Origin of the sequence: Methylophilus sp., from assembly GCF_008015755.1 — a bacterium.
Classification (GTDB): domain Bacteria; phylum Pseudomonadota; class Gammaproteobacteria; order Burkholderiales; family Methylophilaceae; genus Methylophilus.
This window is the reverse complement of record NZ_SSGF01000025.1, coordinates 18,564-35,104: the sequence shown is the minus strand read 5'-3', so window position 1 is coordinate 35,104 and position 16,541 is coordinate 18,564. Positions and strand designations below refer to the sequence as shown.

Here is a 16,541-nt window from a genome sequence, read left to right as displayed (position 1 = left end):
GTCAGCCGCCAGCTCGTTACCAGCAACATTCACACTGAAGCCAAGCTTGCCATCAGCGCGTGTAATCACTGTCGTGTTGTAGTCTTTACCATTGATGGTCACAACGACTGGATCACCTACTTTAGCGTCACCGCCAACAGTACCAGTCACTGGCGTAATCGAAGTCGCTTTTGCCTCTTCAATGTTGATGATGCCATCACCACCGAAGTTGGCGTCCAAAGCAATCTCAGCTTTAGGTGGCGTTAGGTCCAGGCTGTAAGTCAGCTGAGTTGACTGGCTTGCTGTGTTACCAGCGTTGTCAGTCACAGTGACTTTTGCATCGATAGTCTTATCAGGGTCAGCCGCCAGCTCGTTACCAGCAACATTCACACTGAAGCCAAGCTTGCCATCAGCGCGTGTAATCACTGTCGTGTTGTAGTCTTTACCATTGATGGTCACAACGACTGGATCACCTACTTTAGCGTCACCGCCAACAGTACCAGTCACTGGCGTAATCGAAGTCGCTTTTGCCTCTTCAATGTTGATGATGCCATCACCACCGAAGTTGGCATCAAGCGCAATCGTTGCAAACAGGTTTGGATTTACAGCCAGTTTATAGTCTTGTGTGTCCGTCGCTGTTGCGCTGTTACCTGCAGCATTAGTTGTCGTCACGCTTGCAAAGATCGTGCTGTCAGAGTCCGCTGCCAGATCGGCACCCGGCACATTAATTGAGAACTTACCGCCAGTTTGCACTGTGCCGGTGAACTCTTTGTTGTTAATGGTCAAAGTAACAACATCACCTACTTTAAATTGACCACTGACTGTACCAGTCACTGGAATCGCTGCAGCAGTAGACTCAGCGACGTTCACGATGCCATCACCCGCAACGTTTGCATCCAGACTGATCGCCAGTGCTGGCGGCAACAGGTTTACTGTATAGGTTTGAGTATCTGTCGCTGTCGCACTGTTACCTGCCGCGTTTGTTGTCGTCACACTCGCAAATACCGTTGCGTCAGGATCTGCTGCCAAATCTGCACCAGGCACATTGATCGAGAAAGTACCATCCGTCGCAACTGCGCCAGTGAAATCTTTACCGTTAATCGTCACCGTCACAATGTCGCCAGTTTTAAACTGGCCACTCACCGTACCAGTCACTGGAATTGCTGCCGCAGTAGACTCAGCCACGTTCACAATGCCATCACCTGCAACGTTCGCATCCAGACTGATTGCAACGGCTGGTGGCAAGACATTCACCGTGTATGTTTGTGTATCGGTTGCTGTCGCGCTATTGCCCGCAGCGTTGGTGGTAGTGACGCTGGCGAATACCGTTGCGTCAGGATCTGCTGCCAAATCTGCACCAGGCACATTAATAGAGAAAGTACCATTTGTCGCAACTGCACCAGTAAAGTCTTTACCGTTAATCGTCACCGTCACAATATCGCCAGTTTTAAACTGGCCACTTACCGTACCAGTCACTGGGATTGCTGCGGCCGTAGATTCAGCGGCGTTCACAATGCCATCACCTGCAACGTTCGCGTCCAGGCTGATGGCAACTGCTGGCGGTGCTGTGTTGACAGTATAAGTTTGGGTGTCAGTGGCTGTTGCGCTGTTACCTGCAGCGTTGGTGGTGGTGACGCTGGCGAATACGGTACTGTCTGCATCAGCAGCCAAATCGGCACCTGGTACATTAATTGAGAAGGTACCATCTGTCGCAACTGCGCCAGTAAAGTCTTTACCGTTAATCGTAATCGTCACAATGTCGCCAGTTTTGAACTGGCCACTCACGGTACCAGTCACAGGAATCGCAGCGGCTGTAGATTCAGCAGCGTTGACGATGCCGTCGCCTGCGACGTTTGCATCCAGGCTGATGGCAACTGCTGGCGGTGCTGTGTTGACAGTATAAGTTTGGGTGTCAGTGGCTGTTGCGCTGTTACCTGCAGCGTTTGTTGTCGTCACGCTCGCAAAAATTGTGGCATCAGCATCAGCTGCCAAATCAGCACCTGGCACATTGATAGAGAACTTGCCACCATCTAATACCGTACCAGTGAAGCTCTTGTCGTTGATCGTCAGAGTCACGGTATCACCAACCTTGAACTGACCACTCACTGTACCAGTTACTGCAATCGCAGCAGCTGTAGATTCAGCAGCGTTCACAATGCCATCACCGGCAACGTTTGCATCTAGGCTGATTGCCAGCGCTGGTGGCAACAGGTTTACTGTGTAAGTCTGTGTATCTGTTGCTGTCGCACTGTTACCTGCCGCGTTTGTCGTAGTCACGCTCGCAAATACTGTGCTGTCTGCATCAGCAGCCAAATCTGCACCAGGCACATTAATGGAGAAAGTACCGTCTGTCGCCACTGCGCCAGTAAAGTCTTTACCGTTAATCGTAATCGTCACAATGTCGCCGGTTTTGAACTGGCCGCTCACTGTACCAGTCACTGGAATCGCAGCGGCTGTAGATTCAGCCACATTCACAATGCCGTCACCTGCAACGTTTGCATCTAAGCTAATTGCCAATGCTGGTGGCAATACATTCACAGTGTAGGTCTGGGTATCTGTTGCTGTCGCGCTATTACCCGCGGCGTTGGTCGTTGTCACGCTTGCAAAGATCGTGCTATCTGAGTCAGCAGCCAAGTCTGCGCCAGGGACATCAATTGAGAACTTACCGCCAGCTTGTACAGTGCCAGTGAAATCTTTGTTGTTGATGGTTACGGTAACAACATCACCCACTTTAAACTGGCCACTCACGGTACCTGTTACTGGGATTGCTGCCGCAGTAGATTCAGCCACGTTCACAATGCCGTCGCCTGCCACGTTTGCATCCAGGCTGATCGCCAGTGCTGGCGGCAACAGATTGACTGTGTAAGTCTGGGTGTCTGTTGCTGTCGTGGTATTACCTGCAATGTCTGATGTCGTAACACGCGCATCGATTGTTTGGTCAGCATCAGCCGCCAAATCAGCACCAGGAACATTAATGGAGAAGGTCCCTGCCGCAGTCACAGCACCTGTGAAGTCTTTACCGTTGACGGTCACCGTGACAATGTCACCCGTTTTAAATTGGCCGCTTACTGTACCGGTCACTGGAATTGCTGCGGCTGTAGACTCAGCCACATTCACAATGCCATCACCTGCAACGTTCGCGTCCAGGCTAATAAACAGCGCTGGTGGAACAGTATCAATCGTAAAGTTCAATGATGCGGACGGATCACTGATGTTACCAGCTGGATCTGTCGCTGTTACCGTGATGCTATGACCACCATCAGCCAATGGTGTTGTTGGCGTAAATGTCCAGGTGCCATCAGGTTTAACAAGGGTTGTACCAAGTTTTGTACCATTGTCATAAATCGTGATCGTGTCATTAGGATTACCATTTGAGCCACGAATCTCTGGTTTATTGTCGTCAATAGAAGAGTTGTTAACAATGACACCCTGAATTGTACCCACATCGTCATAGCCTTCAAAAGCAGGTGTATTTGGCGCAATCGTGTCGATAGTGAAAGCCAATGGTGCGGACGGATTGCTGGTGTTACCAGCAGGATCTGTTGCAGTGACAGTAATGCTATGACCACCATCAGCCAACGGTGTTGTTGGTGTAAATGTCCAGGTACCGTCAGGCTTAACAAGGGCTGTACCAAGTTTGGTGCCGTTATCGTAGATTGTGATCGTGTCGCCTGGATTGCCGTTAGAGCCACGAATCTCAGGCTTGTTATCATCAATGGTTGAGTTGTTAACGATCAGACCTTGGGTTGGACCAACATCATCAACACCTTCAAAAGCTGGTGTATTTGGCGCAATCGTGTCGATAGTGAAAGCCAATGGTGCGGACGGATTGCTGGTGTTACCAGCTGGGTCTGTTGCAGTGACAGTAATGCTATGACCACCATCAGCCAACGGTGTTGTTGGTGTAAATGTCCAAGTACCATCAGGTTTTACAACAGTGTCACCAAGCTTGGTGCCATTGTCATAAATCGTAATGGTATCGCCTGGATTGCCGTTAGAGCCACGAATCTCAGGCTTGTTATCATCAATCGTTGAGTTATTAACGATCAGACCTTGGGTTGGACCAACATCATCTACACCTTCAAAGGCCGGTGTATTTGGCGCAATCGTGTCGACAGTGAAAGCCAATGGTGCAGATGGATTGCTTGTGTTACCAGCTGGGTCTGTTGCAGTGACAGTAATGCTGTGATCACCATCAGCTAATGGCGTGGTTGGCGTAAATGTCCAGGTACCATCAGGTTTTACAACAGTGTCACCAAGCTTGGTGCCATTGTCATAAATCGCAATGGTATCGCCTGGGTTGCCGTTAGAGCCACGAATTTCAGGCTTGTTATCATCAATGGTTGAGTTGTTAACGATCAGGCCTTGGGTTGGACCAACATCATCTACACCGACAAAAGATGGAATATCTGGCGCACTCAAGTCGATGGTTGCAGAGTCACTCCCTGGTTTTGATTCATTTTTTGCCGCATCAACGATGGTTGCATTCACGGTAACAGTGTCACCATCAGGCAATGCTGGCACAGTCGTTGTAATAAAACCGTTTGCTTTGTCATTAGCTGAGATAACCACTTGCTTAACAGTACCGCCAGTAGACTTAACAACGACGATATCACCCACATCAACCAAATTTGGTGCGAACGACACTTTTACATCTATATCACCGTTTAATTCTGCACGGTTAATAAAGCCGTCATTATTAGCATCTTCAGTGATTTCTACAGTTGGGGCGTTGCCACCATTTGGAACGTTGGTGTCAATAATCGCAGAGTCTGAACTAGAAGCTGAAGTCTGACCAGACTGATTTGTAATGCTTGCCGTAACAATCAGAGTATCTCCAGTGGGAGGAACAGGCACAGCAATTACAACAGAACCTGTAGCAATGTCTGCCGCTGTCAAAACCACATTGATCGTGCCGCTATTATGAACAAGATTAACGACATCACCGGGCTCCAAACCTGCAGGCAAAGTGACTTTTGCATCTGTTGTAGACAAGCCTTTTAATTCAGTGGCATTTAAATAACCGTCATTACCAATATCATCGATCAACTCTACACCAGGCGCACCACTTGCTGGAGTTAGATAAACATAGTTAGGCGCGATGCTGCCACCTGTCGCTGCACCACCCGCACCCGTACCACCATCATAGTTGGCACCACCAGCATTGTCAGTCTGAATACGATCAAGGTTAACAAAGCTGGCATTACCATCACTACCTGCCTCACCTGCAGCTGGGCTATCCAATACTTCAGTAATGTCGCGGCCTTCATTCAACGCGGTCAGCACCGCATCAAAAACGGTTTGGTTGACAGCATTTTCAGACACATCTGAGACATCAACCTGGGCCAGATTGTCAGTAATCTTGACTGTTTGTGCTTCAGCAAAATTGACTGTTTCGCCATTGGCCAGCTTTACTGAAACTGCAGCACCGGTGGCAGTGATCACTTTATCGCCTGCATGAAGCACCTCACCAACTTTCAACATATGACGATTACCGCTGGCATCCACTACGATAGCCATACCTTGAATGTTTGTAACAGTTCCAATTACTGTAGCCATTTTTACCCTCACTTATGATTGAGACAATTCTGATAGTGTCGTATTAAACGCGAATGCAAAATGAAAATCTATTGTACTAAGGTACTATGACTAACCTGCCGGATGTAATCTCATCATTCGATTGGGATAGCAGATATAAAAAAAGCGGCGCCTAAGCACCGCTTTTTTGTTTGCCGACTAAGCAAGCCGGAACAAACTTTGCAACTATTGCGCGACAGACTGGAATCGAATGACTTCAACACGACGGTTGGCATCATTACCGTTCACAGGATCATTTTCAGCAATCGGTTGTGAGAAACCATAGCCTTTTACTACTAAACGCTGAGCGTCCATCCCCTTTTTAACCAGGTAATCAGCCACAGCCTTGGCACGCTTTTCAGACAAGAGCAGGTTGTACTTCTCTTTTGAGGTACTACGCTTGTCTGTGTGACCGGCGATTTCAACTTTGTCGTTACCCCATTCTTTCACAACGTCATACACAATATCCAAGTCAGCGTAAGACTCTGGCAAGATAATTGCGCTATTTGCCTGGAACAAGATGCGCGGCGTGAATTTCATGGTCGCTTTTTCTTGCGCTTTTGGTTTAAAGGCTTCACCTTCCCAAGGCTTGGCATTCGCTAACAATGCTGCTTTGTCTGGCACAATCTGTGTAGGCACAACAGCCTTACACACATTTTCGCGATCCATATACTCTTCGCGCGGGTACTCGCCAACATCGGCACGAGTCACACCTAATTTACTTAACAACAAACCTTGACCAGCGTAAGTTCTTGCGTAAGAAGTACTCAGGTCCATTTCAGCATTGGTGAAGTTACGGCGAGACTGGAAGTATTCGTTTTCGGTATCCAGTAAGTCAAGCAATGTACGCTGACCAATATCGTATTGCTTACGATAGGCTAAACGCGCGTTTTCGATAGAGTCTTGATGCTGCTTACGGTAAGCAACTTGCTCAGTCAACTGCTTAATATTGTTATAGGCAATGGCCACCAACTGACGGGTATCGATACACGCTTTGTCGCGCAAATCATGTGAACGATTTAAGGTTTCGACGGCAGAATCCAGGTTGGATTTGTCAGTAAAACCATTAAAGATGTTCCAGCTTGCAGTCACTTCTAAAGTATCTGCAGCCAATGTGCTGTTTTTGCTTGCATCATTAACATCAATAATTTTGCGACCTTGCAAATCCAGGCGCGGCATAAAAGGCGCTTTTTTGCCAGAGACTGATTTTTCGACAGCGATAATATTCTCAATGGCTGCCAATATGTTCGGGTTTTGTTTATAAGCCGCGTCCAGCACTTGGTCTGCACTACCAGCCAAGCCGTCACCTGTCAGCATCACTTCACTTACGCTATCCGGCGGCAATTCGCCCACCAAGCGTTGAAAGCGCGCAGATACATCATACAAGTTAGTGGTTTCAGTCAACAGGTTTGCTTCAGCCAATGCCAAACGGCCTGTGGCTTGCTCAAGGTCAACTTTCTTACCTACGCCAGCGTCGACGCGAGATTTGATTTTGTCGAAAATCTGTTTGTGCACAACAAAGTTATCTTGTGCATAAGAGACCAGACGGCGATAACGCAACAAATCAAAATATGCGGTCGCGGTATCGAGTGCAACCCCTTGCATTTGTCCTTGCAACTCATAAAAACGAGATTTCGCCACATGATCCAAGCGGCCGACTTCAGAAGGTGTTGCCAGGCCGTCAAAAATCATTTGGCGCAAGGTCAAGGTTGATTGCTGGTTGGGCGTGTAAGTATTATTAACGTTTGGTGTCAGACGTTCCTGATTTCTGAATGTTTGATCAACCGTCAGATTTGGCAGGTATCTACCCTTGGCAGCAGACTCATCAAACTCCGCCGCTTTAAAAGCGTGGAAGCTTGCCTGAACCTCAGGGTTCTCAGACACGGCTTTTTCAATGATTTTCTCCAGGGTCTCAGGACTGGCAGCCCAGCTGATAGCCGAGAAGGAAAACACACCCATTAATAGTGCCGAGGCGATTTTTTTTAGTTTCATGTGCAGACTCTTAACAAGTTATAAAGATTCATCCAGAATCAGTATAACCATGGAATTGTGTCGGCACAAGGGTATACGGCCTATCTAAGTGCTCACTTAGATAGGCTTTTAGTGGAAAATGTCATATACTTTTACATCTGACAGCACTTTTTTTGAAAAAATCTGATTAAATTCATTAATTTACAAAAATAAACATAAATTAATAATATTAATCAATCATGAGTTTAAACGTAATTTATTCAAAGAAACTTTTTTTAAATTTTCTTCAGAAAAGTGTCCCTGGCTTGATTTGCCCTGCAACACCAATGCCAAATGCAAACGATCCCTCACCTTTAGAGTATCAAAGACTGAAGTCAAATGTGCTTTAACGGTACGTTCAGAAATAGAAAGTGCGCGCGCGATTTCTTTATTACTGTTGCCTTTGGCCGCTTCTAGCGCGACCTCACGTTCACGCTTGGTCAATCCTTCTAAAATCTCTTCTGTGGCATCTGGCTGCGAATGCCCCTGGGTCGTTAGCGTGATCAAATGTTTGAGCACATCGCGCCCTAACCAGACCCCGCCATGCGAAACCACACTGTAAACCTCTTGCAGCACCTGCTGATGCGCATAAGCGTGCAGGTAGCCTACCGCGCCTAACTCTAGCGCCTGCATGGCTTCAGCCTGTTCAGGGTTATTCGACAACACAACCACTTTGGCTGAAGGCAGCAGCGTTAATATCTGCTGCACATGCTTGCGCCACTGATAACCTTGCTCCATTTGCGCGTGCACCCAAATAATAGAGGCGCCAGCCACATCTGCAGAGACCACGTCAGCAATCGTTGTTAATTGTGGGAAAGCCTTTAGCCAGGACTCTACGGACTGTTTTAATGTCGTGATAAATATATGATTCATAGTATTTAGCGTTCTGTTAATGCGTAAGATTTAGCTTTTAACACTGGTTTTAATAAGTAAGACAGCACTGTCTTCTTGCCGGTCAAAATATCGACTTGTGCAACCATGCCCGGAATAATCGGCAAGTGATCGCCCAGATTATTTTTGTCTGTTCTTACCTTAACGACATAATACGCATTACCTTTATCGTCTATGGTCGAATCTGCTGCAATATCCTCTACAGAACCATCCAAACTGCCATAAATGGTGTAATCATAAGCCGTTAACTTAATCACAGCTGGCTGTTTAGGCCGAATAAAAGCAATATCTTTGGTTTGCACTTTTGCTTCAATCACCAGCGCATCATCAGAAGGCACCACTTCCATGACTTCTTTGCCTGGCTGGATCACCCCGCCAACGGTATTGAAATACAGCTTGCTCACCTTACCGTTCACCGGTGAGGTCAATGTGGATTGCTTTACTTTATCAGAGAGCGCCAGGCTGGACTGTGTCAGGCTATTGATTTTAGCCGTTGTTTCGTTCAGATCAGTCCGAATCTTACTCAGAAACGATTGCTGCGCTTCTGACACTTTGCGCCTAGCTTCAGAAATCGCCGCCGTTAATCGCCCCATTTGCGCAGATGCCTGGTCGATATCACCTTTGGCTCGATTAGCATCGCGCTCCAGCCTTAAAATCTCAATCTCAGACACCGCTCCACTATTGAGCAAAGGACGATTAGCTGCAAGCTCTTTACTGGTCGAATCATAGGTCTTAATCGCCACTTCTTTCTTAAATTGCACTTCAGACAACTCACGCTCGCGCTGTGACAATTGGTCTCTGGCGATATTGATCTGCGAATTCAGCTCATCTCTGGCGGCATTAAACAACTGCAACTCTTGCAGATAAGTATCAGGCGTTTTTTGCTGAACTTCACTCGGCGGATTAAAACTGCCGCCATTGGCCAACGCTTTCAGGCGTGCCTCTTTTGCTTTAAGAGACAAATATTGGCTTTCATTCTCTTTTAAAGATGAAATCGCCCGCGTTTCATCAATTTTAATCAATGGTTGACCGCGCTTAACGGTATCGCCCAGCTGCACCAAGATATCCACCACAATACCGCCATCCAGCGACTGCACGACCTGAATCTGTCGGGATGGAATCACGCGGCCCTCCGCGCGCGTGACTTCATCCACCTTGGCGACACTGGCCCAAATCAGCAACACCAACAAAATAGCCAGAATACCGTACATAATCAGTTTGGCATGCAACATGGTGTCTTCTATCATTACATCATGCGCTTGCTCAGACCAACTGCGTGATTCAGCGGTTTCAGTTTTGATGATTTTGTCTACCAAGGCATGCACCGGCTTGCCGAGACGTACCCAGATACTGTCAGGCTTGGTGACTTCACCTAATTGATCGAATATTTTTTTTGCCATGTTTATCTCGCCTTACCTACTTTGCCGGCACGCAGCGCAGCAGTGACGTCTTCTTTATTACCATCCGCAACCACTTGACCCGAATCAATCACAATCAGGCGCTCTGCCAGTTCCAGCATCGCGTTACGGTGACTGATCACAATCATGGTTTTATCTGCCGTGGCTTCGGCAATGTTGCGTTTAACGGTTTCCTCACCTGAGTGATCCATAGCGCTGGTTGGTTCATCAAGTAATACAATTTGCGGTTGCGTCACAAACGCCCGTGCAATACCCACGCCTTGACGCTGGCCGCCGGACAAGGTATCCCCGCGCTCGCCCACCTCGAGGTCAAAGCCTTTTGGATGTGCATTCACAAAGTCGGCAATGCCGCCCACTTGTGCTGCCTGCAACACAGACTGATCGTCTGCATGCGGATGACGCAAAGTAATATTTTCACGCAATGAGCCATAAAAAAGATGGTTGTCTTGCTGCACATAACCAATGCTGCGGCGTAACTCCGCCGGGTCAATTTGTCGTGCATCAATGCCATCAATCAGAATGGCGCCTTCGGTGGGCTGATACAGGCCAAGAATCAGCTTATTAATCGTCGTTTTGCCTGAACCCATGCGGCCGATCAGGCCAACGTGCTCACCAGGACGAATCCTGAAAGAAACCCGATTTAAGGCCAGCTCATCAGAGCCAGGGTATTTAAATGATACGTTTTTAAACTCAATCTCCCCCTTGAACGCCGGGCGAGACAAGAAATTAACGCCTTTATTACGCTCAACCGGTTTACCCATCACTTCATCTAACGATTTCAGAGAAGTCGCTGCGGTGTGATATTGCGTAAACAGGCCAGCAATTTGCGAAATAGGCGCCAAGCCACGGCTAGTCAATTGCGAGCAGGCAATCAAGCCACCCATGGTCAAATCGCCATTTGAGATCAAATACACGCCTAAAATCACAATCGCCACGCTGATGATCTGTTGCAAGGCATAAGTCCCGTTGGTGATAGAAGAGGACAGCAGCTTGAGTTTGCTGCCAACTTCAGACAAAAACAGCGCGCTTTTTTCCCACTTGCCCTGCATCTGGCCTTCCACGCCCATCGATTTCACCGTTTCCAGGCCAACCAGGCTTTCAATCAGCGTCGCATTGCGCTGCGCGCTGGCGCGATACATGGTTTCTGACAGGTCGTGCATTTTGGTCTGCACGCTCAGCGAGTAAATCAGCACGACCGCGCCGCCAATCAACGCGGGCAACACCATATACGGGTTAATCCAGGCAATCACGATCAGGAAAATAATGCCGAATGGCAGGTCGATCAGCGTCACCACGGTGGCCGAAGTAATAAAGTCACGCACGCTTTCAAACGAGCGTAAATTAGACGCAAAAGAACCCACCGAAGTTGGCTTTGCCTCATAACGTGTACCCAACACTTTTTCCATGATTTGCGCGCTGAGCTTGACGTCGATGCGCGCGCTGGCCCAATCAAGAAAATAGGCACGCATGGAGCGTAACAATAAGTCACCCAAGACAATCAAGGCCACGCCTATGCCTAGCACCCACAAGGTTTCAACTGCCTTGTTAGGCACCACGCGGTCGTACACATTCATGGTAAACAGCGGCATGGCCAAGGCAAAAATATTAATCAGCAAGGCCGCGACCATCACGTCACGGTAAATGCCCTTATTTTCAGCCAGCGTGCCCCAAAACCAGTGCCGAACTTGCACCCGGCCTACTTCTGGCGTGCGTGCATCAAACAGAAAGTTTTGCTTGGTGATTAAAGCATAACCACTATATTCAGCAGCCAGATCAGCCAGGCTCATGGTCAAAGCATCTGGCGATAAATCTGGGAATACCACTTGAGCAAAATGCTGACTTTCATCTATTTTGATCAGTTGGCAGGCGCGATGATTATTCAATAGCAAGGTGACGTCAGTCTGCGGCTGCAACAGGGATGTCATGCCGCCCTGCTTCACCGTCACCTCTAGCCGCAAACGCTCAGCGGAGCGTTTGAACAACTCCGGATTGAGTTTGCCGTCTTCTAGCGGTAAACCGGAAGTTAAAGCATCACGCGTCGTCGCCAGTCGATTATGGCGGCAAATATAAAGGAGACACTCCAGCAGAGCGTCTTTTTCGGTTGTATTAAAGTATGGCGTCGTTTCCATGGCAGATGACTTATTATTATCCTTATCCGAATTAAACCAGTGACTGATTTACCGACTGTTGATTGTATGGGGTGTTAAGCCATGTCAAAACGATGAGTATATGGCATAACACCCCGAAATTACAAAAATTGACACTTTGAGTGACACTTTTTATAGCGCCCCAAACTGCAAGTTTTCCTGCACAAAGGGGCCGGTGACTGCTTCAATCCCCAGCGCATTCAAACTATCCAGCTCTTGTTGGTCTTGCACACCTTCTGCAATCGGCACAATGCCCATGGTGCGCACCATCATGCACAAGCCGCGCATCAGTGACTGTTGCTGAGGGCGCAAGTGAATATCACGAATCAACGAGGCATCAAACTTGATGTAGTCCATACCCAGCTCATGTAAATCGCCCAATTGCGCCAAACGCGTGGAGACATGCTCCATGCCCACCATGCAACCCAAAGATTTCACCAGGTACACAAACTCTTTAAATTTCACAAAATCGCTAAATGCTGCTTCTTCCGCGACCTCAAAACTCAATCGTGCAGGCTTGGCTATCGTCAGCATCAAAGCTTGCAATTTATCTTTATATTCATCACTACGCATGGCGGCGGCTGATACATTCACACTGAGGCTGGCATTATTTTTCGCCAGCATCTCCACAGCGTATTCCAGCGCCAGCCCATCCAGCGTTTCAATCATATTAAGCTGACTGGCCCAATCAATAAAAGCACCCGCCGCCAGCCATTGATCACCTTCATCAATGTGCAAACGCAATGGACACTCGTAGTGATACAGCTGCTGGTCACGCTGCATGACTGGATAACAAGCGAGTTTGATCTGCTTTTGCTCAATCGCCTGCAAGAACTGCTGTTTCCATTGATTCAGGTAATTTTTTCTCGAAGTGACGATACTATTCGCATTCATCACGCGCATCGGCGTCACGGCCTGGTCTTCGGCTAGATCGAGAATAAACTGCATCACACGGTGAATATCGACAAAGTCATCACCCTTTTTAGTTTTGGTATGTGCGACCACAAACTGGAACTGCAACAATTGCTGCGCAGCATTTAATTTTTCCAGCACCAGCTTCAGCTCGTTAGTGACAGCAAAATCATCCAGCGGCTGACGACTGAAAATACCAAACACGCCACCGGCCAAGCGGCCACATACCACCTCCTGGTAATGTGACATTTGCTGCTGCACAGCATCGCCCACCTTTTTAATCAATTGGTTGGTGATGCTGTAGCCGAGTTGCTTGTCAATATCAGGCAGATTACGTAATTGCACCAGAATCAATACGCCCTCTACAAATCCGTCGTGCTTGAGAGCCACCGAAGCCGTATTGGTAAAATGCGACTGATTCATTAAACCGGTCACTTCATCGTAGTTAATCTGCTGGTTAAAGGTGTTCAGGCGCTCAGATTCTGCCGTCACCATAGACTTCACACGGTCAGACAGCGTATTCATGGTGCGCACCAGCTTCTGGAACTCTTCTGTCGCCGGCTCTGCAATGGTGATGTATTTGCGCTCGCCCAAGGCCTCGGCTTGTGCAATCACGTCGTCCAGCGGTTTCAGAATCCGCTTGAGCCAGAAGCCAGATACCACATAGCTTAAAAAAGCCACAATCAATGTCCACAGCACGGCATGGCGTGAGGTTTCCCATAATTGGTCATAAGCCAACGACGGTTCGCTTTCAAGTACCAGCGTGCCATATTGCTGCCAGCCAGACTGGATACTGGCGATACCGGGCTGAATATTGACCGAGAACACAGACTGAAACCAGGCGGGCGCCACCGCGTGCGGATTACGGTTTATCCGCTCTATCATCACCTTGTTATCGGGCGAGAGAATAGCAATGCGGCGGTAATGTCCCATATCAAACTGGGCGCTGACAATCAGCTCTACCGTGACGTTATCTTTCTGGATGTTGGACAGCGTAATCGCCAGCCCATTGGCGTTGTCGTTATTTTTCTTCTGCAGCTGTTCCGCCATATAACGATGGTCGTCATAAACGCTCAGGAACAAGCATCCCGCCGCCACCATCAAAATAATGACAGAAATTGCAATTCGTATCTGTTTTACCAAAGACATTTGAAAGCCCTCTTACTTTCCTGGGGTGGATTCGGCCATAACCCGCCGAGCGTGCAGGCTTTGCGCACTAGCCTAGCATTCCGCCTCCATAATAACCACATTTCTAACAGGTTTTTAATCATTCCAGTCCATCCTGTCGCATACGCGTCAGCACATCTCGCCATTTAGAGATATTAGAAGGTGAGCCCGCGCGCATATTCGGGTTATTCGCCACGAATAAGCCCTTATCATTAAAACTGAACACAGGCGACAAATCACCGCGCTTTGAGGCGGGCAATAATTCAAAGTTAAGATTATCAAGAACCAGCGGGTCGCTATTGGGCGTGGCATAGTAGGTCAACACCATATGCGGGCGAATCGCACCGCTAGGCATGCGCGCCCGCACATAGGTCAGGCGTAATTTGTCTTGTGACACCCCCAGTCGTTTTAGCAGGGTATATTTGGCGATACTAAAGTCTTCACAGTCGCCCGCGCCTTTGCCAAACGTCTCTAGCGGGCTGGCCCAGTAATCTTCCATGCCCCACAAGGTAATATCATCCACAAACAACACGTGCTGATTCGTAAAATCATTCACCATATGCACCTTGGTCATTTCGCTGGCACTGGCGACCTGGCCAAACAGCTCGTTCATGCGCATCACATTCTGGTAAGCCTCTTCGCCATAACGCTGCCGAATCTTTTCCAGCATCGCCAGTACGTAGTCATCGGCTTGTATCGGCGACCATAGCAGGCACAGCGCCAGGCATAGGCCTGTCACCAGTTTAACCAAAGCTGAGTGTCTGTCGCGTCTCATGTGAAATTCATTCCCAGTGAGCGATTATGTCATGGCGCCATCAAGCACAATTTACCAAACAAAGTGGTTTTAATCGACAACTTCCAAACTGCCTGCGCGGGCTTGTTAAGGCAAGCAAAGCACATTCAACAAAGACAAGTGTGGCTGGATTGGGTAAAATATCGGTTTTTGAATCGATAAGTTTTTTAACCATGACGTCTCTCACCACGCTCAATGCGCTGTCACCACTGGATGGTCGCTATCAATCCAAACTTGATCCTTTACGGCCTTTTTTTAGTGAATATGCGCTGATCAAATACCGCGCACTGGTAGAGGTCGAATGGTTAAAAGCACTAAGTGCTGCGCCAGAACTGGCAGAAATTGCGCCATTTAGCCCAGAAACCATCGCCGAACTAGATGCCGCCATTAAGGCTTTTAGCGAAGAAGATGCCACCCAGGTCAAAGCGATTGAAGCACGTACCAATCACGATGTGAAAGCGCTTGAATACTGGCTGAAAGAAAAGTTTGACGGTAATCCTGAGATTAAAAAAGCCAGTGAGTTTATTCACTTTGCCTGTACCTCAGAAGACATTAACAACCTGTCGCATGCCTTAATGCTGAAATCTGCGCGTGATGTGGTGATGCAACCCAACCTGCAAGCCGTGATGGCTCGCCTGACTGAGCTCGCACATGCACTGGCTGATCAGCCCATGCTGTCACGCACACACGGCCAAACTGCGAGCCCCTCAACCATGGGCAAAGAGCTGGCCAACGTGGTCTATCGTTTGCAACGCCAATTCAAACAATTGCAAGCCAATGAAGTCCTGGGCAAAATCAATGGCGCCGTCGGTAACTTTAACGCGCACTTGTCTGCCTACCCGACATTTGACTGGGAAGGGTTTGCCAAACGCTTTGTTGAGTCACTCGGTTTAACTTACAACCCGATGACGATTCAGATTGAGCCACATGACTACATGGCAGAAATGTATGACACCCTGTCACGCATCAACACCATTTTAATCGACCTTAACCGCGACATCTGGGGTTATATCTCAGTCGGTTACTTCAAGCAAAAAGTCAAAGCCGGTGAAATCGGCTCGTCGACCATGCCGCACAAGGTCAACCCGATTGACTTTGAAAACTCTGAGGGCAACCTGGGTCTGGCTAACGCTGTATTACGCCACCTGGCCGAAAAATTGCCGATCTCCCGCTGGCAGCGCGACCTGACTGATTCGACGGTATTACGTAATATGGGTGTGGCGTTTGGCTATACTTTACTGGGTTACGACTCCTGCCTGCGCGGTCTGAACAAGCTGGAAATCAATCCGCAACGCTTGCTGGAAGACCTGGACAACAGCTGGGAAGTATTGGCAGAACCGATCCAGACCGTGATGCGCCGTTATGGCATAGAAAACCCTTACGAGCAGTTAAAAGAACTGACACGTGGCAAAGGCGGCATCAACAAGCAATCGCTGCATGCCTTTATTGAAACTTTGCAAATTCCGGCCGAAGCTAAGCAAACATTGTTGGCACTTACGCCTGCCACTTATACCGGCAAGGCCAGTCAACTGGTGAAACACATTTAAACAGTCTTTAGATTTGATCCGGGATTTTCTTGCTCATCATGTAAAACATCCCGCTTATGAACAGGCAGCCAAGATGCGCTTTTGCTGCCTGTTCTGGGCA

Annotated in this window: 8 protein-coding genes; 1 reads left to right on the top strand and 7 read right to left on the bottom strand. The window is 48.2% G+C overall.

What is annotated here, in order from left to right; genetic code table 11:
• The 7 genes from E6Q52_RS10220 to E6Q52_RS10190 all read right to left on the bottom strand — a co-directional run.
• On the bottom strand, window positions 1-5,538 hold a 5,538-nt coding region (locus tag E6Q52_RS10220; protein WP_292821677.1), incomplete at its 3' end, for a retention module-containing protein.
• 204 nt (window positions 5,539-5,742) lie between these two features.
• Window positions 5,743-7,548 (bottom strand): TolC family outer membrane protein, encoded by a 1,806-nt coding sequence (locus E6Q52_RS10215; RefSeq protein ID WP_292821675.1) that lies wholly within the window; start codon window positions 7,546-7,548, stop codon window positions 5,743-5,745.
• A gap of 216 nt (window positions 7,549-7,764) precedes the next feature.
• On the bottom strand, window positions 7,765-8,439 hold the full coding sequence (locus E6Q52_RS10210; protein ID WP_292821673.1) for a response regulator transcription factor: 675 nt from the start codon (window positions 8,437-8,439) through the stop codon (window positions 7,765-7,767).
• A gap of 5 nt (window positions 8,440-8,444) precedes the next feature.
• Complete coding sequence (locus E6Q52_RS10205) at window positions 8,445-9,857, bottom strand: HlyD family type I secretion periplasmic adaptor subunit (RefSeq protein WP_292821671.1); 1,413 nt, start codon at window positions 9,855-9,857, stop codon at window positions 8,445-8,447.
• A 2-nt stretch (window positions 9,858-9,859) separates the two neighbouring features.
• Window positions 9,860-12,004, bottom strand: coding sequence for a type I secretion system permease/ATPase (locus E6Q52_RS10200; RefSeq protein WP_292821669.1), 2,145 nt, complete (start codon window positions 12,002-12,004; stop codon window positions 9,860-9,862).
• Between the two features lie 150 nt (window positions 12,005-12,154).
• Window positions 12,155-14,083, bottom strand: coding sequence for an EAL domain-containing protein (locus tag E6Q52_RS10195; RefSeq protein ID WP_292821667.1), 1,929 nt, complete (start codon window positions 14,081-14,083; stop codon window positions 12,155-12,157).
• Window positions 14,084-14,201: 118 nt separating this feature from the next.
• A complete protein-coding gene (locus E6Q52_RS10190) occupies window positions 14,202-14,876 on the bottom strand; it encodes a transglutaminase-like cysteine peptidase (RefSeq protein ID WP_292821665.1) in 675 nt (224 codons plus the stop codon).
• A 191-nt stretch (window positions 14,877-15,067) separates the two neighbouring features.
• Here E6Q52_RS10190 and purB point away from each other — a divergent pair, with 191 nt between their 5' ends.
• Window positions 15,068-16,441 carry an adenylosuccinate lyase gene (gene purB, locus E6Q52_RS10185; RefSeq protein ID WP_292821663.1) on the top strand — a complete coding sequence of 458 codons (1,374 nt, stop codon included), beginning with the start codon at window positions 15,068-15,070 and terminating at the stop codon, window positions 16,439-16,441.
• Window positions 16,442-16,541 lie beyond the last annotated feature (100 nt).